Here is a 24,335-nt window from a genome sequence, read left to right on the forward strand (position 1 = left end):
CCACATCGATGCTGAGGCAGATCAGGCACTCGTTCGGTATTTGACCTGCAACCCGGCTGGCATCGGCTGCATTGCGACCGCCACCTCGGTTGACGCCGAAAGGAACGCTTTAACCTTGATGAATATTCATTCAAGTTCCTGCAACCATCGGTCTCGCTCGGCGTCATGCTTCAGTGCGGAGCGGAGCGCATTTATGGATGACGACAGGGAACAGCGTGAACTTCAGGAGCGGGTGATGCGCTTCCGCGTGATGGAGCGCGAGGTCACTGACCCGCTTGCAATGGGGCTCCTGCACGACATCGTCACAGAATTGGAAGCGGCCCTGGAGAAGCCTGACAGGTAGTCATGCAAAGCCCGGCAGCCATTTTGGACTGCCGGGCGAAACGCAAATACTAGGTGAACTGAATGCCGCGCCGCTGCAATGCGGCTATTTTGATGCGGATTTCGGGACCGTCTATCCGGAAGAGTACGGGCGCGCACTTTCGTCCCGTTAGAACCGAACCCTCGCACCTTTGCGGGGCGGCGTATTTTGCGTACCGGCAGAGCGCGACTGTTTCTTTAAAGACAGCACTGTGCAAACCTTGATCGACGGACGCGCCTCCGTCGGTCCGTATGCGCGCCTGCGCCCCGGCACCTCGCTTGGTGAGGGCGTTCGGATCGGCAATTTCGTGGAGACAAAGGCCGCGACGCTCGAAGCGGGCGCCAAGGTCAACAATCTCTCCTATGTCGGGGGGAATTCGGTGCCAGTGCACTCAATTGCACTTCGCCAGCGGCAAGTTAAGTGCACTGTCACCGTAACCCGTGCAGCCGCCAGTCGAACGTCTCCATCTCGGCGCGGCGCTCGGCGTCGGGCCGCCAGTCGAACAGCACGCGAGTCTCGGTCTTCATTCCGTCGAGAGTCGAGCGCGAAGCGAATGACAAGCGCGCCTTGCGTGCCCGCAGCAACTGCAGAACCTCGGTACTGCCGTAAGTCAGGCTCCCCGTGAAATCGAAGGTCTTGCCGCTGTTGTCTGCGCGATAATGCGACTCGTCGGTATGCTGTTCGCGGCGCGGCGCGACCTCGACCACGAGATCGATGTCGCCGAGATCGTTGCTGTTAGTGAGATACGATCCGAACGCGGTGATCTTGTGTACGAAGAACACCAGCTCGTCGCGCTTATTGATCTCGTTGGCGCGTGCAATCAGGGCAGCGACTTCGGCGTCGGCCTTGGCGCGGTCGAAGCGTTTCGTCAGGTTCGCAGCCGCGACTTGCCGACCCTTCTGGCTGGTCTGGTATTTGGCTTTATCGAACTTGTGCTCCGGTTCGTGGGGTTCGAGGTAGCCCTCGGCGAGCAGCGCATCGAAGACGCGCTTGGCCTCGGCGGCCTTGATCGGCGTGAACTTGAAGCCCCAGATTTTGCAATATTGCTTGCGGTCATCAGAATCGCATCGCTGGCGAAGGGTCTTCGGGATTCTCGGATTGGCCTTGTGGGCGGCGTCCACCGTGCTGCGCCAATGCTCGTCGTTGAGGAACTCAAGCACCGTTTCCGCGTCGATTCGAAATACGTTGAGGTGGCGCATCAGGTCGCGCGCTTTCTTGACGGGCAGTCCGGCGATAATGTTGGAATCAAGTTTCATTTGGTCTGGGTGTTGTTCCCATTTGTGTGAACCGTCCTTCACTGCCAAGTGTCGTCGTCTGGATCAGGCTTCTCGGCGGATAGATGAACTGGATTGATATCTTCGATCACTGAAAGCGCTTCGCGAGCCCTGTTCTGATCTAGGCCGTCCCTATGAACTATTTGCGTGAAATACCTTTGCAGAAGTTTTCGGCGCCCCGCGTCGTCTGCCTCTCGCCAACTTAGATCACAGGCGCCAACCGACATCGGATGGGCTTTGAGCGGAGGTGCTTCGGGAATTGTTGTCACTGCAATCTGCCCCGACGTGGGGCGGCCCTGCCACATATCGCGGTCCGGTGTCCAAACAATCATCGCGTCTCTAAGCAACATCTGCAATTCCCTTCGGGTGACCTTGTTGCCTCAGATCACATTTTAAGCTCAGGGTACAGTAATGGTTGGCTTGATTGTAGCCAGCATTAACCTAAAGTAGAATCTACCAGAGCCCTATCGCGCTGGGCTGGTCAGGGCTGGTAATAATGGACCGATAAAGTGATTCCGACGCGGCAAGAGGGAGGGGCGTTGGCCAGTGACAATAGCATTGCGGGATAGCTCGCCAGAAGCAGTATTGCAGCTGCTGGACCAGCTAGAGAAAATTGAAGACCCGTTCAGTCCTGAATTTGAACATTTAGACTTGGGCGATTGGCCTCAAGTTCATGTCTACATACCTCATCCCGAGGTCTCATCCAGCATTACGCCCCCGTTCATGGAGGCGTTTCTTGAGCTACAGAAGCAAATCTACCGGTTGGCCGCTCAAGCCTCTGCAGGGGTGGCTGATAGCGGACAACTTTCTGAAGGGGTCAAAGCAGAACTCCAAATCAATGTCCTCGTTACAGATGGTAGCTCTAATCTCACGGCTAAACTGGAAAAAATCGTTCCGGGATTGTTGAAGCAAATGATTGGCAAACTGGATGGCAAGCGGGCGGCTATCGTCCTCGTATCTGTGGCCGCACTAGTAGGTGGTAACTGGGCGTTCAATGCGTGGCTCGAACAGCAGAAAGCCATCAAGATTGAGGAGTTGAAGAGCAAAGATCACATCGAGGCTTTGAAGGCACTCACCCTCAGCTCGACCGGCCAATTGGAAGCACTCAAGACAATTACCGGCGTGCTGGAGAAGCAGGGCGAGATTGGCAGCCGTGCGTTGGAGGCTATTACCGCCACGAACGATGCCTTGCTTAAAGCGGCATCCAAAACCTCCGAAAGCTCGATAAACGATACACATCTGACCCGGCAGGAAGCCGAGTTGCTGCGGACAACGCCAAGAAAGAAAGCCGAGCTCCGAATCGCGATCCAAAGGATGCGGGTGCTCGACATCAACACCAGCGATCCACATGAGCTGAGCGTCCTAATCAGCACTCCAGACAAGAAGCAGCAGTATCGGATTAAGTTCGGAGATACCCTGTTCTCGGACCCATCCCGAAAGGCGATCTTTGAGGCGCTAGATAGCCGGGACTCGATCTGGATGGAGATCGCCTTTCGCGAGATCGATGGCGAAGTGAAATCGGTTCAACTGTTGCGGACCACTAATCCACCCTCAGTTGCTGAGGCCACCGACTCCGAAGAATAGAACCAGTGGTCACCGTAATTCTGTCACCGTAGTTCCGGGTTTAGGTTGCGCCAGGTGGCTTGCCCTGAAACTGGATGTTGCACTTCTTTGCGATAGAGGCCTGCTCGATGGCAACCATTTGGCCCTTCATGTTGGCAAGCTCCGCTGCCGTCTGCTTGTCACCACCGACAAAGAATGCCGCCGGCCAGAACACAACTATGGCTGCTGCAGTAACTAGGCCGTCTTTGGTTCGTTGACTGTCTTGGGCACCAGACAACGTTGCCGCCCGGGTCGAAATCGCCTGCGCTTCGAGGCCCAGGTTGCTGGCAGGTGTATGCCTGATAAGTGACAGGCGAAACATAAGACGGCGCAATATCCGAAGCCGATGAGGCGCACCCACCCAACGCGGCGCCCAGCGCCACGATTCCCAGACTACGCATGTTTGAAATCTCCCCCGACCCGTCCTCATCCAACCGCAACCGGAGAGCGAGGGCAATAGCGGGGACGCTGCCCCGGTACTTTTACGGAGCTTTCCTGCTGCGCGGCACATCGTCTGGCGGAGAACACGGAAAAGGCCGACTCGAAATCGGTCCCTTGAATGGTGCACTTAATCCGACCGAGGTTGCTGGCGTGGTGCATTTTAAGCACTGTCACCGTAATTCGTAATTCGCTGGCACCGTAATTCGCAGCACGATTTAGCAATTTGGCTACCAATTGGTGCCAGCATTCCGCCATTGCGGATAGGTCGCGATCGGCGACAGCGAATTCCGAAAGGCTCTAACCCGACCAGCCCGGTTGGCGGTCTCTTTCCTTTGGAGAGGCCCACTATGTTCAAAGGCTTTGTAATGGCAGCCGTGATGCTGCTTGGTGCGTCGCAGCTAGACTAGTATCTCACCCATGGTCGGTATACTGATGCCGCCACATCGATGCTGAGGCAGATCAGGCACTCGTTCGGTATTTGACCTGCAACCCGGCTGGCATCGGCTGCATTGCGACCGCTCGTTAGAGCGTTTTCCAGCGAAGTGGACACCGGTTCGCGTCAAGAAAACGCGTCAAAACAAAAGACTAGAGCTCGTTCTGATTCAATCAGAACGGAAAATGCTCCGGCCACTCGGTTGACGCCGAAGGGAACGCCTTAACCATTGATGAATGGAAACGGCCCCTGGAGCAGCCTGACAGGTAGTCATGCAAAGGCCCGGCAGCCATTTCGGACTGCCGGGCCAAACGCAAATACTAGGTGAACTTACTAGGTGAACTGAATGCCGCGCCGCTGCAATGCGGCTATTCTGATGCGGATTTCGGAACTGTCTATCCGGAAGAGTACGGGCGCGCACTCAGAGAAGAATCTTCAGAGGGGAGTCGTGAGAGAGGAGCCGATCCGAACGGACGTGACTTAACCTCTGAGCTTCGTCTCGTCTTCTAACTCCCGAAGTCGATCGATCTGCATTTTGAAGTGCGCGGGTATCTCTCGATCTTCCTTTATCGACGCTCGTAGTCTTTCGCCAATCTTTTGAACGATCGCGCGACTGTGTCGGGAGTCAATCTCAACAGTGTTTCGCTTGACAGTGTTTCGCATAGCAGTTCTCCAGCCCGCACGGCCCAACGACGCCCGACAGCAATATCGAGGGCCTTCTTCCTGCTCGCAGATAAGACGGAGACCGCCGCCTTTGGCTATCTTGCGCGAGCGCTTGTTCTTGAACAGCGGGTCCGAAGACCTTTGGCTATCCGCGACATGCGCCGTTCATTGACGGCGGGCGGCGGTCTCGGATTAACAATTCCGCCATGGGGACTTTCGTTCCGGTTCCATTAACGGTTGTTCAGCTTTCTTCAGGGAACTGCGAATTTCTTCAGGGAACTGCGAACTACGGCAAGCGATCCCATGCTTGGTCTCCAATCTCCATTGGAAGGCCGCTTCGCATATGGGCCCGTCCTCGTTGCGCACCGAGATCGCCAGGCGGGGGCAGCCTTCACGGCGAACCGTATCGCGCGCGAGATCAGCAAGGGAGAGGGAGACTTCGCGCCGTACTGAGGCCATGTCGGGCAGGATCATGCCGTCTTCGTCAGGAGTTAGTTCGCCATCAGCAATAACATCGAAAAAGTACCGGCCCATGTGAGCGCTCCTGGTCATGGCGGGAGCGCGGTGGCGTCTCTCAGTCACCGATAAATTGCCGTGTTGACCGTGCGGTGATCCATGGCAATCTCTGGCACTGCGGTATGTTCCAAAGAACTGACGACGAATTGCAGTCCAGCACAGTCACCGTAATTCCACGCGCGTTGTAGTTCGGTTGTGTCTCAGTTTGAATTTTTTGGGAGGTAGCTTTGCCGGAAGTGCTCCACGGCACCATCAATTTGAACCCAATCATGTTTCGACTGTTCGAAAACCGATATGACGGGGGCCGGGTATTTTGGTTCTGCCATCGCGCCGACCGCAACGGCGATCAGCGCGGGCAGATTGCTGAGTTTCCAGTAGACTGTTGAGCCGCACTGTGGACAAAAATAGTTATGAATTTTCCCGCCGCTTGCGGCGGCGTGCGTGAACTCCTTTGAGGTCCCCGAGATGGTGACAACATCGGCGGGGTAATAAGCGCCTACACCGAACGGCGCGCCGGTTCGGCGTTGGCAGTCGATGCAATGACAAGCAACGACTATCTTGGATGGTTCTTTTGGAAGCGAGAGCGTGACTGCACCGCAGCTGCATCGAGCGTCAGCCATTCGAATTATCCTCCAGTTGCTTCCGAGCAGGCAAAGCTTACCGCGAAGGGACGATGGGCCATTCGACCGATGACGGTAAAATCGATCTGATCGAACTTTATGGGGCTCTATTGCTCCGTCAAAGCTCGCACATCAGAATTACGCAGAATTACAGTGACAGCACTGTCATCGTAATTCCGATGCGGGGCAGCCTGAGGCCGGAGTTACAACGGCCGCCGCGACTGATACGCACGCCGACCGCGCCGGATCGCAAGTGCGATGTAGGCGATGCCGATTGCAACCGCGATCAGCGCACCAAGGGCGACGGCGATCGCGATCCCGCCAAGCATTATCAGCACATCCACGTGAGGCCCCCGCCCTGCAAATAAACATAAAAATTTTTGTTGGTAACTGTCATCGTGATGCAACCACTACGATAGCCGCCCAGGGCGCCCATAGGGAAGTGACCGTGCATTTAATTCCGCTCGGTCAAGCCTGCGCGCACAAACTAATTTCCTGAACCAAATCAAACTGATGCTACCCGTCCAGCCTCATCCGAAAAAATATTCCGCTTTCGCTGCAGGCCAAATCACCGCTATCACTCCGGCCATCCACCCCGGCAAGAGGGGCGTATCGCGATCGTCACGGACGCGGGGTTGGATGCGGTGGACGCAGCGGCGTCGGGCGCGATCGTGGTCGCAGGGCGGGTTCTCCCGTGAGTGATCCAACGTTTGCGCAGACGACCGGCGTTTCAAGGCCTTCGCCTTTAGCTTCGGCCGGCATCTCGCCGGTCGGAGTGGCGTGGAGGCGCTGCGTACGGCGAAGTCGTGTGGTTCTGGCATCCGTGGCTGATGTCAAGCCAGCGGAGACGCGTCGGCCCGACCGGGCTTAGACAAATCTCAATCCGCTGGTGACGGTGACAAAAAGGAATTCGTCGCCGGGAAGAGCACGAAGTAAGCCGTAAAGCCATTGCGCAGGGAATGCCGGATTGCCTCCGCTGAACCTGTATGCTCGTGTGCGTTTCCTTCTACCCATTGCACACGGGACCGCGGGTGCAGCGCGCATCCGGCATTCCCTGCTCCCTCTCTTTCGGGGAGACCAAGGTCAAAGCTCGGGCAGCTCATGCCGCGAGATCGCGGTCCCGTATTCCGCTCGCCTCGCGGACGTGACAGGTTAAGCCCTGGTCAGGCGGGCCGTTAAGCTTTCCGCTTAAGACTGTCTCAATACGCAACAATTATTGAGTATCTGTCGGACTGCATTTCTCGTTAAGAGAATCCCGGGTTGCGACGCTATTCGTCGATTTGGGGAAATAGAACCGCATGTGCGGCATTGTCGGCATTCTTGGGAAAGCTCCGGTCGCGGAGCTGTTGGTGGATTCACTCAAGCGGCTTGAATATCGCGGTTATGATTCCGCAGGCGTCGCCACGCTGGAAGGCGGTCACCTCGCGCGCCGCCGCGCCGAGGGCAAGCTGAAGAACCTCGAAAAGCGGCTGGGTGCCGAACCGCTCAAGGGCCACACCGGAATCGGGCATACCCGCTGGGCGACCCACGGTAGGCCGACCGAGAACAACGCGCATCCGCATGCGACCGATCGCGTCGCCGTGGTTCACAACGGCATCATCGAGAATTTCCGCGAGCTGCGCCAAGCGCTCGAGAAGAAGGGGACGGTGTTCAAGACCGAAACCGATACCGAGATCGTTCTGCACCTGGTCGACAGCCTGCTGCAGCAGGGCATCAAGCCGGTCGAGGCGGTGAGGGCGGCGCTGTCGGAATTGCGCGGCGCGTTCGCGCTCGGGTTCATCTTCTCAGGCGACGACGATCTGATGATCGGCGCCCGCAACGGCCCGCCGCTCGCGATCGGTCACGGCGACGGCGAAATGTATCTGGGGTCGGACGCGATCGCGCTCGGGCCGTTCACTGACACCATCAGCTATCTCGAAGACGGCGACTGGGTGGTGCTGACGCGCAAGGGCGCTGTCATCTACGACAAGACCAACGCGATCGTTCACCGCGATGCGGTCAAGCACAGCGCCGCGACCTCGCTGGTCGACAAGGCGAACTACCGCCATTTCATGGCCAAGGAAATCCATGAGCAGCCGGAAGTGGTCGGCCACACGCTGGCGCGCTACATCGACATGGCGAGCGAGCGCGTCATCCTGCCGGTCAAGCTGCCGTTCGATTTCAGGGACATCCAGCGCATTTCGATCACGGCCTGCGGCACCGCGAGCTATGCCGGCTACGTCGCCAAATACTGGTTCGAGCGGCTGGCGCGCATTCCGGTCGAAGTCGATGTCGCCTCCGAATTCCGCTACCGCGAGGCGCCGTTGCGCAAGGGGGATCTCGCGATCTTCATTTCGCAGTCGGGCGAAACCGCCGACACGCTGGCAGCGCTGCGCTACGCCAAGGCCCAGGGCGTCCACACCGTATCGGTCGTCAACGTGCCGACCTCGACGATTGCGCGCGAAAGCGAAACCGTGCTGCAGACGCTGGCCGGTCCCGAAATCGGCGTCGCCTCGACCAAGGCGTTTACCTGCCAGTTGATGGTGCTGGCCTCGCTCGCGGTCGCGGCCGGCAAGGCGCGCGGCGAATTGTCGGATGAGGACGAGACAAAACTCGTCCACGGCCTCGTCGAGATTCCGCGGCTGATGACGGCGGCGCTGACATCGGAACCGCAGATCGAAAAACTGGCGCGCGACATCTCGAAATCAAAGGACGTGCTCTATCTCGGGCGCGGCACCAGCTATCCGCTGGCGCTGGAAGGCGCGCTGAAGCTGAAGGAAATTTCCTACATCCATGCCGAGGGCTATGCCGCCGGCGAACTCAAGCACGGGCCAATCGCGCTGATCGACGAGAACATGCCGGTCGTGGTGATCGCGCCGTTCGACCGGGTGTTCGAGAAGACCGTTTCCAACATGCAGGAAGTCGCGGCCCGCGGCGGCAACATCATCCTGATGACCGACGCCAAGGGCGCGGCGGAAGCCACCATCGAATCCCTGGTCACCATCGTGCTGCCCGACATGGCGGCGGCGTTCACCCCGATGGTCTATGCCATCCCGGTGCAGTTGCTGGCCTATCATACCGCGGTGGTGATGGGCACCGACGTCGACCAGCCGCGAAATCTCGCGAAATCGGTAACGGTCGAATAGTCAAGTCAATCGGTTGTCACGTTGGCCCTTCAAAAATCTGCTAGGATGGCTTAGCTGGAACAAGCCGGCTGCTCCGACCTGGAACCACGATGAACCGCGAAGAACTGCCCCCGACCGCGTCCCCGGAGGAACCCCCGCCGGAGCCGCACCACGCCGGCCTAATGGCCCGTTTTCGGAACTATTTTCTGACCGGACTGGTTGTCGCAGGGCCGGTCGCGATCACGTTTTATCTGACCTGGTGGTTCGTGAACTGGGTCGACAATCTTGTCCGCCCGTTCGTGCCGACGGTCTATCGGCCCGAAACCTACCTGCCGTTCGGCTTGCCCGGTTCGGGGCTGATCGTCGCCGTGGTTGCGCTGACGCTGCTCGGTTTCCTCACCGCCAACCTGATCGGGCGGACGCTGGTCGATCTCGGCGAACGCCTGCTCGGCCGCATGCCGGTGGTGCGCGCGATCTATCGCGGCCTCAAGCAGGTGTTCGAGACGCTGTTCTCGGGCAAGGGGTCGAGCTTTCGCAAGGTCGGCCTGGTCGAATTTCCCTCGCCGGGGATGTGGTCGATCGTTTTGATCTCGCAGTCGCCGAGCGTGAACATCGCCAGCCAGCTTCCCGGCGAGGAAGAGCATATCTCGGTTTTCCTGCCTTGCGCGCCGAACCCGACCACCGGTTTCTTCTTCTACGTGCCGAAGAGCAAGATCATCGAAGTCGACATGAGCACCGAAGACGCCGCGACCCTGATCATGTCGGCCGGCGTGGTGCAGCCCGGCTCCGATCCGCAGAAACGGAATGCCGCCGCCCTGGCCGGCATGGCGAACGCGGCGCGCGTGGCCAATTCGGCTGCCGGGTTGAAGCCGGCTCCGGCAAAAGTGAAGGTGGAGTAGACGGGCCGAAATCATGAAGATCGAAGGCATCATTCCCGTGATGATCACGCCGTTTGCCGAAAACGGCCAGATCGACTATCCGGGCCTCGGCCGGCTGGTGGAATGGTACATCGACAATGGTTCGGATGCGCTGTTTGCAGTCTGTCAATCCAGCGAAATGCAGTATCTCAGCCTGGAAGAACGCGTCGAACTCGCCGCCTTCGTCAGGAAAGCCGCAGCCGGCCGCGTCCCGGTGATCGCTTCCGGCCACATCAGCGAAAGCCTGGATGACCAGCTTGCCGAGCTGACGGCGATTGCCGCCACCGGAGTTGACGGCATGGTGCTCGTCTCCAACCGTCTCGATGCCAGGCGGGAAGGCGGCAGCAGGTTCATCGACGATCTGACCTGGCTGCTCGACCGGTTGCCGAAGCAAATGCCCCTCGGTCTCTACGAGTGCCCGGCCCCCTATCGCCGCTTGCTCAGCGATGATGAACTGACCTTCTGCGCCGGTACCGGCCGCTTTGTCATCCTCAAGGACGTATCCTGCGACCTCGAAACGGTGAGACGCCGGGTGGCGCTGACCAGGGGAACGCCGCTTGCCATCGTCAACGCCAATGCGGCGATTGCCTTCAATGCGATGAAAGCCGGTTCGCGAGGGTTCACCGGCGTGTTCACCAACTTCCATCCCGATCTCTACAAGTGGATGATGATCGAGGCGGCCGCCCATCCGGCACTGGCGGACGAACTTTCCGTCTACCTTGCGCTGTCGGCGATGGCCGAACCGATGGGCTATCCGAAGCTCGCAAAGCTCTACCACCAGCGTCTCGGGACGTTCGCCTGCACCGACAGCCGTGCCGTCACCTTCGATATCCACGAAAAATTCTGGGCGCTCGACGCGCTGCTGGACAAGATCGTCGAGGGCACCGAGCACTACCGGCGGCGCATTGCCATGGCTGATGCGAGCAGGACTTATCCCGCGCCGATCAGCGGCACGGCTTCATCGCGCTCATACAGGTAAAGCAAACAGCGCAGCGCCTCGCCGCGCTCGCCCTTGAGTTTTGGATTGTCCTTCATGATACGAAGCGCCTCATCACGCGCCTGCGTGATCAGCTGGGCGTGCACGTCGGAACGGGCGATGCGATAGCCGGGCAGGCCGCTCTGGCGGATGCCGAGCACGTCGCCTTCGCCGCGCAGCTTCAGGTCTTCTTCGGCGATCCGAAAGCCGTCGGTGGTCTCGCGGATCACCTTCAGCCGCGCCTTCGACATTTCGCCGAGCGGCTCCTTGTAGAGCAGCAGGCAGGTTGACGCCTCCGAGCCGCGCCCGATCCGGCCGCGCAACTGGTGCAATTGCGCAAGCCCGAAGCGTTCGGCGTTCTCGATCACCATGATGGTCGCGGCGGGGACGTCGACGCCGACCTCGACCACGGTGGTCGCCACCAGTAGCCCGATCTCGTGGGCGGCGAATTGCGCCATCACGCGGTCCTTCTCCGTGCCCTTCATCTGCCCGTGGACGAGACCAACCCTGTCACCGAAGCGCTGCTGCAGCTTTTCAAACCGTTCCGTCGCGTTGGTGAGGTGCCCGGTGCCTTCGGCTTCCGATTCCTCCACCAGCGGGCAGATCCAGTAGACCAGTTTGCCGGCCTGCAGCGCGCGGCCGACGCCATCCGTCACCTCGTCGAGGCGGCTGGCGGGAACCGCGCGGGTGTCGATCGGCTGACGGCCGGCCGGTTTTTCGCGCAGTTCGGAGACGTCCATATCGCCAAAGTATGTGAGCACCAGCGTGCGCGGGATCGGCGTCGCGCTCAGGACCAGCACGTCGACCGCTTCGCCCTTGTTGGTCAGCGCGAGCCGTTCGCGCACGCCGAAACGGTGCTGCTCGTCGACCACGGCGAGCGCGAGTGCCTTGAAGATCACGTCGTCCTGGATCAGCGCATGGGTGCCGACCAGGAAATCGATCTCGCCGGCTTCGAGATGGGCGAGGATTTCGCGCCGCTCCTTGCCCTTTTCGCGGCCAGTCAGGATCGCCACGCGCAAGCCGGCGCGTTCGGCCAGCGGCGCGATGGTCTTGATATGCTGGCGGGCGAGAATTTCGGTCGGTGCCATCAGTGCGGCCTGCTTGCCGGCCTCGATGACCGCAGCGGCAGCGAGCAGCGCCACCACCGTTTTGCCGGAGCCGACGTCGCCCTGCAGCAGCCGCAGCATCCGCACCGGCTGACGCAGATCCTCGGCGATGGCGGCCATCGCCTCGCGCTGCGAGGACGTCAGCGCATAGGGCAGCGCGTCGATGATCTTGTGGCGCAGATGGCCGTCGCCGGCGTTGCGATCGCCGGCCGGGCGCCGCAACTGCGCGCGCACCAGCGCCAGCGCCAGTTGACCCGCCAGCAGTTCGTCAAACGCAAGCCGCGACCAGAACGGGCCATCGGGCAGGATGTCGGTGAGTTCGAGCGGCACATGCACGCGGTTCAGCGCTTGGCTGATCGGCGGAAAGCTGCAGCGCCGAATGACTTCCGGGCTGATCCACTCGGGCAGTTCCGGCAGCTTTTGCAGCGCCTGTGCGATCGCGCGGCGCAGCGAACCCAGCGCCAGGCCTTCCGTGAGCGGATAGACGGGATCGATGCCGCTGAGCTTTGCAAATCCGGCCTCATCGACGACGCGGTCCGGGTGCACGATCTGCGGAATGCCGTCATACATTTGCAGCGTGCCGGACACGTAGCGCTTCTCGCCGACCGGCAGCAGCTTTTCGACATAGCCGGGCTTGGCGCGGAAGAACGTCAGCACCACGTCGCCGGTATCGTCTGAGGCATAGACGAGGTAGGGCGCTCGGGAATTGCGCGGCGGCGGCCGATGGCGGTTCACGGTGACCTCCAGCGTCACCACGGTTCCCTGCACCGCCTCGCGGATCTTCGGCCGCGCCCGGCGGTCGATCACGCTGGCCGGCAGGTGCAACAAGAGGTCGACCAGCCGCGGCGTCTCATCGCGCGACAGCAGATAGCGCAACAGCTTGTCCTGCTTCGGCCCGACACCGGGAAGACCCGTGACCGGCGCAAACAGCGGATTGAGCAGGGTGGGGCGCATCGGCTCTCTCATCGCACATCGTGCGTCATGCGCGGGCTTGACCCGCGCATCCATCTTCAAAAGAGGATGGATTGCCGGGTCAAGCCCGGCAATGACGAGGTAGTTGATAATTGCGTGCAGCAAGGGCTGACATTGCCGATCCCGACCGCTATATCAACCCCGCCCGGCACGTCCGGGCTTTTGGCGTTCGAAATGGAATGGGACAATGACGGGTACGACACGGTCAAGCGGCGGCCTCGACGACCGCCGCAAGCGGCTTTTATTCCGCTGCTGGCATCGCGGCACCCGCGAGATGGATCTCATCCTTGGACGCTTTGCGGATGCCGAGATATCCGCCATGCGCGATGATGATCTGGCCGAACTGGAACGCCTGATCGAGGTGCCCGATCCCGATCTCTACGCCGCGCTGATCGGCGACACGCCGCTCGATCCGGAATATGCGACCGCGCTGTTCGACCGCATCAAGGCGTTTCGCGCCGTGGATCACGACGCATGAAGGCGCCTGTCAAATCACCCGCTGCACTGCTTGCTGCCAGCCGCGCGCTGACCTTTGCCAATGTCGCCGAGGGCGCAGAGGGGCTTGTCATCTCGGACCTCGCGCGCGCCGTCGCCGCGAAGCCGAAACCGCCGACCGTGAGCCTTGCGGTCGTCTGCCGCGACGGCCCGCGCATGCAGCAGCTTGCGCGGGCGCTGGAGTTCTTCGCCCCCGATTTGCCCGTGATGCAGTTTCCGGCCTGGGATTGCCAGCCCTATGACCGGGTGTCGCCGCACGGCGGCATCCTGGCGCAGCGCCTGACCACGCTGGCGCGGCTGTCGCGCCTGCAGGGCAGTGACAAGCCACTGATCGTGCTGACGACCGTCAACGCCATCGTGCAGCGCGTGCCTGCGCGCGAGGTGGTGGCGGCGCAGGCGCTCTCAGTGGCGCCCGGCCATGTCGTGCCGATGGACTCGATCGTCGCCTGGCTGGAGCACAACGGCTACAACCGCTCCTCGACCGTGCGCGAGCCCGGCGAGTATGCCGTTCGCGGAGGTATCCTCGATCTGTTTCCGGCCGGGCTCGACCAACCCGTGCGATTCGACTTCTTCGGCGACGCTCTCGAATCGATCCGTACGTTCGATGCGGAAACCCAGCGTACGCTGCTCGACATGCGCGCGCTCGATCTGGTTCCGGTATCGGAATTCCAACTCGTTACCGAAACCATCCGTCGATTTCGCATGGGCTATGTCGCCACTTTCGGCGCGCCGCAGCGCGACGATCTGCTTTATGAAGCCGTCAGCGAGGGCCGACGCCATCCCGGCATGGAGCATTGGCTGCCGCTGTTCCAGGAGCGGATGGACACGCTGTTCGATTATCTCGACGGCGCGCCGGTCGCGATCGAGCCGCAGAGCGAGGACGCCGCGCGCGAACGCTTCAAGCAGATCGAGGACTATTATGAGGCCAGGCGCGAGGCGCTGGAACACCCGGGCTCCGGTGCGATCTACAAGCCATTGCCGCCGGACCGGCTCTACCTGACGGAACCCGAGTGGACCACGCGCCTCGGTGAGGCGGCAGTGGCGCGGCTTACGCCATTTGCGGTGCCTGAGGGCAGCGCCGATGTGTTCGACGCCGGCGCGCGGCAAGGCCGCAACTTCACGCCCGAACGTGCCGACGGTTCGGTCAACGTGTTCGAGGCTGTCGTGGCGCACGTGCTGGCGTTGCAAGCGCAACGCAAGAAGGTGGTGATCACGCTGTGGAGCGAAGGCTCCCGTGACCGCATGGGCAGCATGCTCAGGGATCACAAGCTCGCCAACCTCACCAGCGTCAACACCTGGCGCGCGGTACAGGCAACGCCGCGCAACGAGGCCATGCTGGCGGTCGTCGGCATGGAAAGCGGTTTCGAGACCGATGAATTCGCTGTCATCAGCGAGCAGGACATTCTCGGCGACCGCCTGGTGCGGCCGCGCAAATCGAGCCGCAAGCTCGACAACTTCATCTCGGAGGTCACCAGCCTTGCGACCGGCGATCTCGTGGTTCACGTCGAGCACGGCATCGGGCGCTTTGTCGGGTTGCAGACCATCGAGGTCGGCGGCGCGCCGCATGACTGCCTCGAATTGCATTATGCCGCGGAAACAAAGCTGTTCCTGCCGGTCGAGAATATCGAACTGCTGTCGCGCTACGGCTCTGACCACGCCAATGTCGAACTCGACAGGCTGGGCGGCGGTGGCTGGCAGGCGCGCAAGGCGAAACTCAAGAACCGTATCCGCGAGATCGCCGGCGAACTGATCAAGATCGCGGCCGAGCGGCATTTGCACGAAGCGCCGAAAATGCCGGTGCAGCCGCATGTCTATGACGAGTTCTGCGCGCGCTTCCCCTATGAGGAAACCGAGGACCAGTTGGGGGCCATCACGTCCACGCTGAAAGACCTCGAAAGCGGCCGTCCGATGGACCGGCTGATCTGCGGCGACGTCGGCTTCGGCAAGACTGAGGTAGCGCTGCGCGCGGCGTTTGCGGTCGCGCTCGACGGCAAGCAGGTCGCCGTCGTGGTGCCGACCACGCTACTGGCGCGCCAGCACAGCAAGAATTTTGCGGAACGCTTCCGCGGCTTTCCGGTCAACGTCGCGCAGGCCTCACGCCTGATTCCAGCCAAGGAACTGACGCAGGTCAAGAAGGGGCTGACGGAGGGCAATGTCGACATCGTAATCGGCACCCATGCGCTGCTCGGCAAGTCGATCAAGTTCCGCGATCTCGGCCTTCTGATCGTCGACGAGGAACAACACTTCGGGGTTAGCCACAAGGAGCGGCTGAAGCAACTTCGTGCCCAGGTGCACGTGCTGACGCTGAGCGCCACGCCAATCCCGCGGACGCTGCAACTGGCGCTGACCGGTGTCCGCGACCTCTCGATCATCGCTTCGCCGCCGGTCGACCGGTTGGCCGTGCGCACCTTCGTGGCGCCGCACGATCAGCTTATGATCCGCGAGGCGTTGCTGCGCGAACGCTACCGTGGCGGGCAGGCGTTCTACGTGGTGCCGCGGATCGAGGACCTCGCCAGCGTCAGGGATTTCCTCGACAAAAATGTGCCGGAGATGAAGGTCGCAGTCGCCCACGGCCAGATGCCGCCGACCGTGATCGAAGACATCATGTCGGCGTTCTATGACGGCAAATACGACATCCTGCTCTCGACCACGATCATCGAGTCCGGCCTCGATATTCCGACCGCCAACACGCTGATCGTGCATCGCGCAGACATGTTCGGGCTGGCGCAGCTCTATCAGTTGCGCGGCCGGGTGGGGCGCTCGAAGCTGCGGGCCTATGCGCTGTTCACGCTACCGCCGCAGCAGAAGATCACAGCGCAGGCCGAGCGGCGGTTGAAGGTGCTGCAGTCGCTGGAAACGCTGGGCGCGGGCTTTCAGTTGGCCTCGCACGACCTCGATATCCGCGGTGCCGGCAATCTGCTCGGCGAAGAGCAGTCCGGCCACATCAAGGAAGTCGGCTTCGAGCTCTATCAATCGATGCTGGAGGAGGCGATCCTCAATCTCAAGGCCGGCGTAGTGGAGCCTGCCGCGGACCGCTGGTCGCCGCAGATCACCATCGGCATGCCGGTGCTGATCCCTGAGGATTACGTCAACGACCTCGCCGTGCGGCTGTCGCTGTACCGGCGGCTGGCCGATCTCGAAACCGACGAGGAGATCGACAATTTCGCCGCCGAGATGCGCGACCGTTTTGGCGTATTGCCGGACGAAGTCCGCTATCTCTTCAAAGTCGCCGCGATCAAGGCCTATTGCCGGCGCGCCAATGTCGAGAAGGTCGACGCCGGACCAAAGGGCGCGGTGATATCGTTCCGTGAGAACAAATTTGCGCAGCCGGACCGGCTGGTGTTCTTCATCCGCCAGCACGGTCAGGCCGCCAAGGTGCGGCCCGACATGAAGGTGGTGTTCCTGCAGACGTGGAAGACGCCGGAAGAGCGGCTGATGGGCACGACCGAGATTTTGCGGCAGCTCGCCAATCTCGCCGAGAGCAAGAAGGCGGCGTAGGTGGTCGGAAGGTAGGAAAGCGAAGCTTGCCCACCCTACGGACTGGCGTGGCGCACTTTCACGACGCCGCGCGATGCGCTTCTTCCTGAAGCCGCGACCGCAACGACTTCGCGGAATCATTCGGCAGCAGCGTTGCGACCGTGACGGTCGGTTCCGAGCGTGCGGCGCACGTGCCGTGGCTGGTATGGCGCATCACGCTCGACAGCCGCCGCGCGATGGTGTGTGCCGTCTTCAGGTCGGTTTCGGCAAAGACCACGACCACCGAGCCGTCTTGCTGGGCGGCGCCGAAATCCATTTGCCGCATCAAGCGGCTGATGATTCGCGCGCCATCGAATTGCGCGCGGGGATGCTCGGGATCGAACGCAAAGCGTGCGACCGACAATCCGCCGCCGCGCTGCTGGGTCTGGTAGATGGCGCTGGCGAAGTCGCGCTCGAAGGCGTCAGGGGTGAGCAGGCCGGTCCGCGCGTCGATCAGGCCATCGGCGTCGATGGCCTTCAGCGTGCGACTCAGATTTGCTTCGAAGGCATGCTGGCGGATCAGCGGCAGCGCGGTCGCCACCACCTGGGCGGCGTCGGTGGGAACGATCTCGAGGTTGGGCAGATCGTAGGCCGGCGCCAGATCGTTTGCCGTCACGACCACGGGAAGGTTGCGGAAACGGGCATCCTCCGTCAGCACGGTGAGGAAGGCGTCGACCACGCGCAGGCTGAAACCTTCACCAAGCACGATGCCGTCGATGTCTCTGACATTGAGATGCTTCGCCGCCGCCTCGATCGAGAGCGCGCCGACTACGCCGGTGCGCTCGCCAAGCGCGACCGACAATGTCGGATAGGCGCCGCCGCGGCCGATCAACAGCACGGTGGCGTCGCGCGCCGGATCGATATCCGACAGCGCCATCGGCGTTGCCGGCACCAGCCGGCGCATCACGGTCGCATGCAACGACCGCACGCGTAGCGCGGCACGCAGGCGGGCCACCAGACGGTCGGCACCGCCTTGGGGTTGGGAGGATTGGGTTTGCGAGGTTCGGCTCTGAAAGAAGGGAATGACGTTGTCTGGATTTGGGACCCGCGGATCGACCGCGATCATCGGCAGATAAGGCTGGCGAGCCGCAACCCGCGCTGCCAGCTCCGCCAGTCCGGCTGCATCGGCGTCGGAGGTGGCAGCCAGCACGGCGGCCGGTTGCACTTGCTCGACGGCCCGCACCGCGTCCATCCACTCGGTCTCGACCACCGGAAACAGCCTCGCGAGGTCGAGCGTGGCGGCGAAGGACGGCCGTCTCGCGTTCGACACGACGAGGATCGGACCTTGCTGGGACATCTTGAGAACTCGGATCAGCCGCACGTCTGGAGCCGGCGATCCTAGTTCGCGGCGCTTAATGCGGCGTCAACGCCGCCCCTGCCGGAGGTTCTCAGGCCGCACTGCTCCGGTCGCGAAATGCTTCCACCATCAATGGGTTAAGACCAAGTTCTGTCAGCGCGTCCCGGGCGCGCGCGTTGTCGAGCGCGCGGCCGGCGAGCCGGTGGCCGCTGAGGCGGTCGGGCAGCGCGGTCAGGAGCGCGCCCTGGCCGAGCCGCCGCGCCCACTCCTGCAGGTCCTGCGCCAGGAACCGGTAGCCGCCGACAGTCATGACGCCGGACGGTGGCGCGGTGACATTGATCGTGCCAGTCGCGCGGTCCAGCCGCGCCGCGTAATCCGTATCGACGTAGTCGCGCGGCGGCGAGGCGATCAGGGAGTCACTCGGCGGCGGAGGCGGCGCATAGGCCGCAACCGGCACCATCGGCCCGCGCAGTCCCAGCGTGCCGCGTGGCGTCAGCAGCACCTCGCCTGCGATCGACGATCCCGGCAATTCGCGCGGCGCGCCGTGGGGGCCGGGCTTGATCAGGGCCGGCGAGCCGTCCTCCGCGATCCGGCGGGCGCCGAACAATCCGGCCTCGCCGAACAGATAGACATCGGTCAGCGTCGCCTGTTGCGCGGACCAGCATGCGCTGGAGCCGACCTGTTCGGGCGTGCGCCACAGGCCGATGACGTTGCGCAGGCTTGGCATCCGCGCGGCGAGGTCCATTTCGTCCAGCCGCAACGCCAATTGAGCAGGCGCGATCAGCGTGTCGCAGGCCTGCTCGTTGATCTGCTCCTCCAGCACCTCCTCGTCGAACGGATGGTGCAGCACCAGCGTTCCGCCCGACAGCAGCCAGACCGCCAGCGACGAGGCGAGGCCGGCAAACGACATCGGCGAGAACGCCGACAGGACGGTTGCGCCCTGCGGCACGTCGCTTTCGAGCGACATCGCAAGGCCGCCGGCAATCAGGCCGAGATGGGCGCGGGGGACCGGCCGGAAGCCGTCCGAGGTGACGTCGAAGGAAATCAGCGCCGCCTTGCGGCCGTCCTGGATCACGGGACGCGTGGTCAGGGATTCCCGGAAAATCGCGTTGTCGAGTGAGGCCATGCCTTCGGGCAGGTCGCTGCCGAAGCCGCAGACATGGCGGATCGAGAACGCTTCGGCGGCGGCGTTCATGGCGATGTCCGAATAGACCACGCCGTCGACCTTGCCCGTGGTCACGATCGCCCGCGCGGCAGTGCGGTTGAGCGTCATGGTCAATTCCGACTGCCGCCAGAGCAGCGGCAACACCGCGACGACAAGGCCGGCGCGGAAGGCGGCAAGCACGGTGAGCGCGAATTCGATGGTGTTGGGCAGTTGAACCGCTATCACCGAATTGGATGGCAGGCCGGATTCGATGAAGTGCGCGGCCAGCGACGAGATCATGCGGTCGGCCTGCGCGAAGGTGAGACGCTTCGGCGGCTGGCCGGTGATGCGCTGCTTGTTGAGCGGATCGACCAGCGCCAGCGCATCCGGCTTCCGCGCCAGGTTCCGTTTGAACAACGTATCGAGCGTTGGCGAGGCGGTGGGCTGGGTCACGGCGTTACTTCGGCTCTGTCACGAGGGCTGCATCAGTTTGCGAGTTCATTTGGCGAGTTCACTTCGCTTCCGGCTTCTGCCACCAGGTTTCCGGCAGATAGCCCGTCAACGCGGTCGCTGCAGGCCGTTCTATCCGATTCCATCGCGCGATCCATTGCTCCTGCACGTTAATAACGGGGATGGCGTAGAAGCCCGATATCAGGGCGCGATCGAGCGCCCGTACCGCGGAGACGAAGGCGGGGCGCTCGCGCGCCTCAAGCAGCGCCGCAATCAGGGCGTCTATGGCCGGCTCCTTGGCCCCCATGTAATTCCGCGTGCCGGGAATGTCGGCGGCCTGGCTGCCCCAGTAGAAGGACTGCTCGTTGCCGGGGGACAATGATTGATCCCAGCGGTTCTGCAGCATGTCGAACTCGTAGCCGAGCCGGCGCTGGTCGAACTGCACGGGATCGACCGCGCGCACGCTGGCATCGATGCCGGCGCGCTTGAGGTCGCGCTGATAGGCCAGCGCGATCCGTTCCTGATCGCGCGTCGTCACCAGGATTTCGAAGGTGACGGGGGTTTTGGTCGCACGCTGCCGCAACACGGTTCCATCGAGATCGTAGCCGGCTTCCGACAGCAATTTGAGCGCGCTGCGCAGCGTCGTGCGATCGCGCCCCGATCCGTCGGTGACGGGCAGGCGGTAACTGCCGTCCAGAATATCCGGCCGGATGCGCCCGGGGAATGGTTTCAAAAGCTCGCGCTCGCGATCGTCGGCGGGGCGGGTATAGGCCGACAGTTCGGACCCTGCGAAGAAGCCCGCGGCGCGCGCATAGAGCCCGAAAAAATAATTGCGATTGATCCACTCGAAATCGAACAGCAACGTCAGCGCCTGCCGCACCCGGATGTCGGCAAATACCGGACGCCGCGTGTTGAACACCAGGAATTCCGCTGGCTGCGGCATCCCGGTCTTGATGGTATCGCGAATCACTTCGCCGTTGCGGGCCGCCGAAAAATCGTAGCCGTCGTGCCAGCGCAGCGGTTCGTGCTCGACGCGGAAGTCGTAGAGGCCGCGCTTGAACGCCTCGAACTGGCCATTGGATTCGCGATAGAAGTCGAGCCTGATCTCATCGAAATTCCACAAGCCGCGATTGACCGGCAGGTCGCGGCCCCAGTAGTCGGGATTGCGGGTCAGCGTGACGCTGGCTCCCGGCTTGACGGCGGTGACGCGATAGGGGCCCGAACCGATCGGTCCGGTCATCGTGGTTTCCTCGAACGTCGCGGGATCGACCGCGTGCCGCGGCAGGACCGGCATCAGGCCGAGGATCAGCGGCAGCTCGCGGTCATTGGCGCCGCCGAAATCAAACCGCACCGTGAGCGGATCGGGCGCCTCGGCCTTTGCGACTTTGGAATAGTACTGGCGGTGATTGGGACGGCCCTTGTCGCGCAGCAGGGCCCACGAAAACAGGACGTCCTCCGCCGTGACCGGCTTGCCGTCGGCGAAGCGCGCTTTGGGGTCCAGGTAGAAGGTCACATAGCTGCGCGCATCGTCGGTCTCGACGCTTTTGGCCAGCAAGCCATAGAGCGTGAAGGCCTCGTCATTGCCGCGCGCCATCAGGCTCTCGACCACAAAGCCCCTGATCTGCTGAACGGCTATGCCGCGAACGATCGAGGGATTGAGGCTGTCGAAGGTTCCAAGGAGGCCCCAGACCAGCCGCCCGCCCTTCGGCGCATCGGGATTGGCGTAGGGCATGTGGGTGAAACCGTCGGGAAGGGCCGGCGCGCCGTGCATCGCCAGCGCGTGGCTTTCGATCGCCCTCGCTTCGCCAACCGGCGCCACACCCAGCGCGAGGGCGATACAGGCCAGCACACGCAGGCGTATACGCCGGGAGACGGTCATAGACGGCCGCGAATTTGATTCGAAAATGCGCACCCGAGAGCTTTACCATAGGCTTCGGCCTCGGCCTGCGAGGAACGCCAAACATGCCTGTCGGCATTGATCTTTTCGTCTGCCGCTGTATTGAAGGCGGGCAGTTGATGATGGCGGGAACGCCTGTCACGTATCCGCCTCAATTGCCAACGAGACAGCCGCCCCAGCGCGGCTAGGTGTCGGTGCCTGTAGCGGTTTCGGGCGCTGCGGTTCAGAAAGGGTTTTCCGCAATGAATTTCCGTATCTTGGCCGGGTCGATCCGGCCGCATGGGCAGCTCTCGGCCCTGTTGGCGGCCTCGGCCTTGTCGGCAACGTTGATCGCTTCGGGCGCGCAAGCCCAGCAGCCCGCGCCGGCGCCCGGCGCCCCCAAGGCCGCTCCCGCGCCCGCCGCTCCGAAAGCGCCTCCGAAGGCTGCTCCCAAGGGTCCCGCCGGTGCCCCGGCTGCGCAAGCCCCGCCGGCCGGCGCTCCCGCTGGCGCCGCCCCCCAGCCGCAGGAACAGCAGGTCCAGTTGATCTACGCGCCCTGGACCAAGTTCTGCCTCAAGGGCCAGGAAGCCGGCGCCAAGCAGGTTTGCTTTACCGGCAAGGACGGCCGCATCGAGTCCGGCCAGCCCGTTATCGCCGCCGTCATCATCGAGCCGGAAGGTGAGCCGAAGAAGCTCCTGCGCGTGACCCTGCCGCTCGGCATGCAGCTCGTGCACGGAACCCGAATCATCGTCGACAGCAATGCGCCGCTGCAGGGTCCCTACGTCATCTGTTTCCAGAACGGTTGCATGTCCGACTACGAAGCAACCCCCGAGCTGATCGCCAGCCTGAAGAAGGGCCAGAATCTCGTTGTTCAGGCGATCAATTCCAACGGCGCGCCGCTGACGCTGCCGCTGCCGCTCGCGGGTGAATTCGCCAAGGCCTATGACGGTCCGCCGACCGATCCGAAGCAGTTCGAGGAAAACCAGAAGAAGTTGCAGGAAGAGCTGCAGAAGAAGGCCGAAGAGCAACGCAAGAAGCTCGAGGGCGCGGGTGGTGGCGCCAATCCGGCGGCGAAGTAAGCGCCGTATCGTTCGACAAAACACAAAAGGCGTCCGAGCAGGGCGCCTTTTTTATTGCCGGCGAAAATTGCTAGTTCAGCGACGGATTGCGCGGGCGGTAGCCGCCTGACTTGTCCTTCACGAAGATCTCGGCCACTTGGGAATGCCGAATCGGCTCGCCGGAATCGTCCGGCAGCAGGTTTTGTTCGGAGACGTAGGCGACGTATTCGGACTCCGAATTTTCCGCGAGCAGGTGATAGAACGGCTGGTCCTTGTGAGGCCGAACCTCCTCTGGGATCGACAACCACCACTCCTCGGTATTGTTGAATTCCGGATCGATATCGAAAATCACGCCCCGGAATGAAAACACCCGGTGGCGGACAATCTGCCCGATCTGAAACTTGGCGGTGCGCGCTTTGATCATGTCCCGTCGAATAGACCATGATTGTGGCCGATGCTAGGGGCAATAGGTCGAATTAACCTTTACGCGTAGTGGCCGCATCCGGCGCCATCTCCCCGAAATTACTGACGAAAAGACGTTTTCGAGATGGTCGATATCCTCAACCTCGCGCTTCCCTATTTCGGCCTGATCTTCATCGGCTTCGCCTGCGGCAAGACCAGAGGCCTGCCGGAATCCGGCCTTGCCTGGATGAACTTCTTCCTGCTGTACGTTTCTCTGCCGGCGTTGCTGTTCCGCATCATGTCGGAGACACCGTTCGCCGAACTGAACAACCCGCCATTCCTGATCGCAACGACGATCGGCACGATCAGCGCGTTCGTGCTGGCGATGGTGACAGGGCGGATCATCGGCGACCTCTCGCTGCGCAAGGCGACGGTCTCGGGCCTGGCTGGCGCCTATGGAAACATTGGCTACATGGGACCGGGGCTGGCGCTGGCGGTGCTTGGCAGCAAGGCGGCGGCGCCGACGGCGCTGATCTTCTGCTGTGACAGCATTTTCCTGTTCTCGATCGTGCCGCTGTTGATGGCGCTGACCGATCGCGAGCATCCGTCCTTCCTGCACGCGATTGGCGTCGCCGGGCGGCAGATCGTGCTGAACCCGCTGATCATGTCGGCCGCCGCCGGAGCGCTCGCTGCGGCGCTGCATATTCAACTGCCCGTTGCGGTCGACAAAACCCTGCTGTTCCTGCAGAACGCGGCGGCGCCAACCGCGCTGTTCGTGCTCGGCGTCACCGTGGCGCTGCGCCCGTTCGATCGCGTGCCTTGGGAAGTGCCCGGCGTGATCGCGATAAAACTCCTGGTCCATCCGCTGATCGTGTTCGGCTTGATGCTGCTGCTGGGGCCGTTCGCTCAGCCCTGGGCGACGACCGCCGTGCTGATGGCCGCGCTGCCGCCGGCGTTGAACGTGTTCGTGATGGCACGGCAGAACAATACCTGGATCGAGCCGGCGTCGGTCGCCGTCCTGATCGGGACCTTCGCATCCGTGGTCACGCTGACCAGCGTGATGTGGTTCATCCAGAGCGGACGGCTGGTGTTTCCGTAAGTGTGGCGCGGAG

Annotated in this window: 19 protein-coding genes and 1 pseudogene; 10 read left to right on the forward strand and 10 right to left on the reverse strand. The window is 62.2% G+C overall.

Annotated elements, in window-relative coordinates; translation table 11 throughout:
- The first annotated feature begins 193 nt into the window (after positions 1-193).
- Both V1288_RS27375 and glmU read left to right on the forward strand, forming a co-directional pair.
- Positions 194-343: a hypothetical protein gene (locus tag V1288_RS27375; protein ID WP_334359988.1), complete on the forward strand. Its 150-nt coding sequence runs from the start codon at positions 194-196 to the stop codon at positions 341-343.
- A gap of 247 nt (positions 344-590) precedes the next feature.
- A pseudogene (gene glmU / locus V1288_RS27380) lies at positions 591-755 on the forward strand (bifunctional UDP-N-acetylglucosamine diphosphorylase/glucosamine-1-phosphate N-acetyltransferase GlmU); the annotation flags it as partial.
- Positions 756-789: 34 nt separating this feature from the next.
- Here the strand turns inward: glmU and V1288_RS27385 are convergent.
- Positions 790-1,617: a hypothetical protein gene (locus tag V1288_RS27385; RefSeq protein WP_334361480.1), complete on the reverse strand. Its 828-nt coding sequence runs from the start codon at positions 1,615-1,617 to the stop codon at positions 790-792.
- 564 nt (positions 1,618-2,181) lie between these two features.
- Here V1288_RS27385 and V1288_RS27390 point away from each other — a divergent pair.
- Positions 2,182-3,219: a hypothetical protein gene (locus V1288_RS27390; RefSeq protein ID WP_334359989.1), complete on the forward strand. Its 1,038-nt coding sequence runs from the start codon at positions 2,182-2,184 to the stop codon at positions 3,217-3,219.
- Positions 3,220-3,259: 40 nt separating this feature from the next.
- Here the strand turns inward: V1288_RS27390 and V1288_RS27395 are convergent, their stop codons facing one another.
- From V1288_RS27395 to V1288_RS27410, 4 genes are all read right to left on the reverse strand, one after another.
- Positions 3,260-3,559 (reverse strand): hypothetical protein, encoded by a 300-nt coding sequence (locus tag V1288_RS27395; protein WP_334359990.1) that lies wholly within the window; start codon positions 3,557-3,559, stop codon positions 3,260-3,262.
- Positions 3,560-4,966: 1,407 nt separating this feature from the next.
- Positions 4,967-5,308: a DUF6894 family protein gene (locus V1288_RS27400; protein ID WP_334359991.1), complete on the reverse strand. Its 342-nt coding sequence runs from the start codon at positions 5,306-5,308 to the stop codon at positions 4,967-4,969.
- A 182-nt stretch (positions 5,309-5,490) separates the two neighbouring features.
- A complete protein-coding gene (locus V1288_RS27405; RefSeq protein ID WP_334359992.1) occupies positions 5,491-5,910 on the reverse strand; it encodes a GFA family protein in 420 nt (139 codons plus the stop codon).
- Positions 5,911-6,113: 203 nt separating this feature from the next.
- A complete protein-coding gene (locus tag V1288_RS27410; RefSeq protein WP_334359993.1) occupies positions 6,114-6,254 on the reverse strand; it encodes a hypothetical protein in 141 nt (46 codons plus the stop codon).
- 954 nt (positions 6,255-7,208) lie between these two features.
- Here V1288_RS27410 and glmS point away from each other — a divergent pair.
- The 3 genes from glmS to V1288_RS27425 all read left to right on the forward strand — a co-directional run bounded on the left by glmS (position 7,209) and on the right by V1288_RS27425 (position 10,910).
- Positions 7,209-9,035, forward strand: a complete 1,827-nt coding sequence (gene glmS, locus V1288_RS27415) for a glutamine--fructose-6-phosphate transaminase (isomerizing) (protein ID WP_334359994.1) — start codon at positions 7,209-7,211, stop codon at positions 9,033-9,035.
- A gap of 89 nt (positions 9,036-9,124) precedes the next feature.
- A complete protein-coding gene (locus V1288_RS27420) occupies positions 9,125-9,913 on the forward strand; it encodes a DUF502 domain-containing protein (protein WP_334359995.1) in 789 nt (262 codons plus the stop codon).
- 13 nt (positions 9,914-9,926) lie between these two features.
- A complete protein-coding gene (locus tag V1288_RS27425) occupies positions 9,927-10,910 on the forward strand; it encodes a dihydrodipicolinate synthase family protein (RefSeq protein ID WP_334359996.1) in 984 nt (327 codons plus the stop codon).
- Here the strand turns inward: V1288_RS27425 and recG are convergent.
- On the reverse strand, positions 10,862-12,967 hold the full coding sequence (gene recG, locus V1288_RS27430) for an ATP-dependent DNA helicase RecG (protein ID WP_334359997.1): 2,106 nt from the start codon (positions 12,965-12,967) through the stop codon (positions 10,862-10,864). The genes V1288_RS27425 and recG overlap by 49 nt on opposite strands.
- Before the next feature lie 205 nt (positions 12,968-13,172).
- Here recG and V1288_RS27435 point away from each other — a divergent pair, with 205 nt between their 5' ends.
- Both V1288_RS27435 and mfd read left to right on the forward strand, forming a co-directional pair.
- Positions 13,173-13,463 carry an FAD assembly factor SdhE gene (locus V1288_RS27435; protein WP_334359998.1) on the forward strand — a complete coding sequence of 97 codons (291 nt, stop codon included), beginning with the start codon at positions 13,173-13,175 and terminating at the stop codon, positions 13,461-13,463.
- Positions 13,460-16,978 (forward strand): transcription-repair coupling factor, encoded by a 3,519-nt coding sequence (mfd, locus tag V1288_RS27440; protein ID WP_334359999.1) that lies wholly within the window; start codon positions 13,460-13,462, stop codon positions 16,976-16,978. The genes V1288_RS27435 and mfd overlap by 4 nt, the downstream gene beginning before the upstream one ends.
- A 58-nt stretch (positions 16,979-17,036) precedes the next feature.
- Here mfd and V1288_RS27445 read toward each other — a convergent pair whose 3' ends face one another.
- The 3 genes from V1288_RS27445 to V1288_RS27455 form a co-directional block, all read right to left on the reverse strand.
- On the reverse strand, positions 17,037-18,293 hold the full coding sequence (locus V1288_RS27445; RefSeq protein WP_334360000.1) for a GGDEF domain-containing protein: 1,257 nt from the start codon (positions 18,291-18,293) through the stop codon (positions 17,037-17,039).
- A 91-nt stretch (positions 18,294-18,384) separates the two neighbouring features.
- Positions 18,385-19,890: a class I adenylate-forming enzyme family protein gene (locus V1288_RS27450; protein ID WP_334360001.1), complete on the reverse strand. Its 1,506-nt coding sequence runs from the start codon at positions 19,888-19,890 to the stop codon at positions 18,385-18,387.
- 58 nt (positions 19,891-19,948) lie between these two features.
- The gene (locus V1288_RS27455; protein WP_334360002.1) at positions 19,949-21,766 is read right to left on the reverse strand and encodes an extracellular solute-binding protein; all 1,818 of its coding nucleotides are present in this window, start codon (positions 21,764-21,766) and stop codon (positions 19,949-19,951) included.
- Between the two features lie 260 nt (positions 21,767-22,026).
- Here V1288_RS27455 and V1288_RS27460 point away from each other — a divergent pair, with 260 nt between their 5' ends.
- Positions 22,027-22,842 (forward strand): invasion associated locus B family protein, encoded by an 816-nt coding sequence (locus V1288_RS27460; protein WP_334360003.1) that lies wholly within the window; start codon positions 22,027-22,029, stop codon positions 22,840-22,842.
- 70 nt (positions 22,843-22,912) lie between these two features.
- Here the strand turns inward: V1288_RS27460 and hspQ are convergent, their stop codons facing one another.
- Complete coding sequence (gene hspQ / locus V1288_RS27465) at positions 22,913-23,245, reverse strand: heat shock protein HspQ (RefSeq protein ID WP_027537766.1); 333 nt, start codon at positions 23,243-23,245, stop codon at positions 22,913-22,915.
- A gap of 123 nt (positions 23,246-23,368) precedes the next feature.
- Here hspQ and V1288_RS27470 point away from each other — a divergent pair, with 123 nt between their 5' ends.
- Positions 23,369-24,322, forward strand: coding sequence for an AEC family transporter (locus V1288_RS27470; protein ID WP_334360004.1), 954 nt, complete (start codon positions 23,369-23,371; stop codon positions 24,320-24,322).
- Positions 24,323-24,335: the final 13 nt, after the last annotated feature.

The sequence above is a fragment of the Bradyrhizobium sp. AZCC 2176 genome (assembly GCF_036924645.1).
Lineage (GTDB): Bacteria > Pseudomonadota > Alphaproteobacteria > Rhizobiales > Xanthobacteraceae > Bradyrhizobium.

What these genes read in the sequence shown, in the direction of transcription:
- V1288_RS27375 (WP_334359988.1), top strand. Translation starts at nt 194, where the DNA reads ATGGATGACGACAGGGAACAGCGTGAACTTCAGGAGCGGGTGATGCGC.
- V1288_RS27385 (WP_334361480.1), bottom strand. Translation starts at nt 1,617, where the DNA reads ATGAAACTTGATTCCAACATTATCGCCGGACTGCCCGTCAAGAAAGCG.
- V1288_RS27395 (WP_334359990.1), bottom strand. Translation starts at nt 3,559, where the DNA reads ATGTTTCGCCTGTCACTTATCAGGCATACACCTGCCAGCAACCTGGGC.
- V1288_RS27400 (WP_334359991.1), bottom strand. Translation starts at nt 5,308, where the DNA reads ATGGGCCGGTACTTTTTCGATGTTATTGCTGATGGCGAACTAACTCCT.
- V1288_RS27405 (WP_334359992.1), bottom strand. Translation starts at nt 5,910, where the DNA reads ATGGCTGACGCTCGATGCAGCTGCGGTGCAGTCACGCTCTCGCTTCCA.
- glmS (WP_334359994.1), top strand. Translation starts at nt 7,209, where the DNA reads ATGTGCGGCATTGTCGGCATTCTTGGGAAAGCTCCGGTCGCGGAGCTG.
- V1288_RS27420 (WP_334359995.1), top strand. Translation starts at nt 9,125, where the DNA reads ATGAACCGCGAAGAACTGCCCCCGACCGCGTCCCCGGAGGAACCCCCG.
- V1288_RS27425 (WP_334359996.1), top strand. Translation starts at nt 9,927, where the DNA reads ATGAAGATCGAAGGCATCATTCCCGTGATGATCACGCCGTTTGCCGAA.
- recG (WP_334359997.1), bottom strand. Translation starts at nt 12,967, where the DNA reads ATGCGCCCCACCCTGCTCAATCCGCTGTTTGCGCCGGTCACGGGTCTT.
- V1288_RS27435 (WP_334359998.1), top strand. Translation starts at nt 13,173, where the DNA reads ATGACGGGTACGACACGGTCAAGCGGCGGCCTCGACGACCGCCGCAAG.
- mfd (WP_334359999.1), top strand. Translation starts at nt 13,460, where the DNA reads ATGAAGGCGCCTGTCAAATCACCCGCTGCACTGCTTGCTGCCAGCCGC.
- V1288_RS27445 (WP_334360000.1), bottom strand. Translation starts at nt 18,293, where the DNA reads ATGTCCCAGCAAGGTCCGATCCTCGTCGTGTCGAACGCGAGACGGCCG.
- V1288_RS27455 (WP_334360002.1), bottom strand. Translation starts at nt 21,766, where the DNA reads ATGACCGTCTCCCGGCGTATACGCCTGCGTGTGCTGGCCTGTATCGCC.
- V1288_RS27460 (WP_334360003.1), top strand. Translation starts at nt 22,027, where the DNA reads ATGAATTTCCGTATCTTGGCCGGGTCGATCCGGCCGCATGGGCAGCTC.
- hspQ (WP_027537766.1), bottom strand. Translation starts at nt 23,245, where the DNA reads ATGATCAAAGCGCGCACCGCCAAGTTTCAGATCGGGCAGATTGTCCGC.
- V1288_RS27470 (WP_334360004.1), top strand. Translation starts at nt 23,369, where the DNA reads ATGGTCGATATCCTCAACCTCGCGCTTCCCTATTTCGGCCTGATCTTC.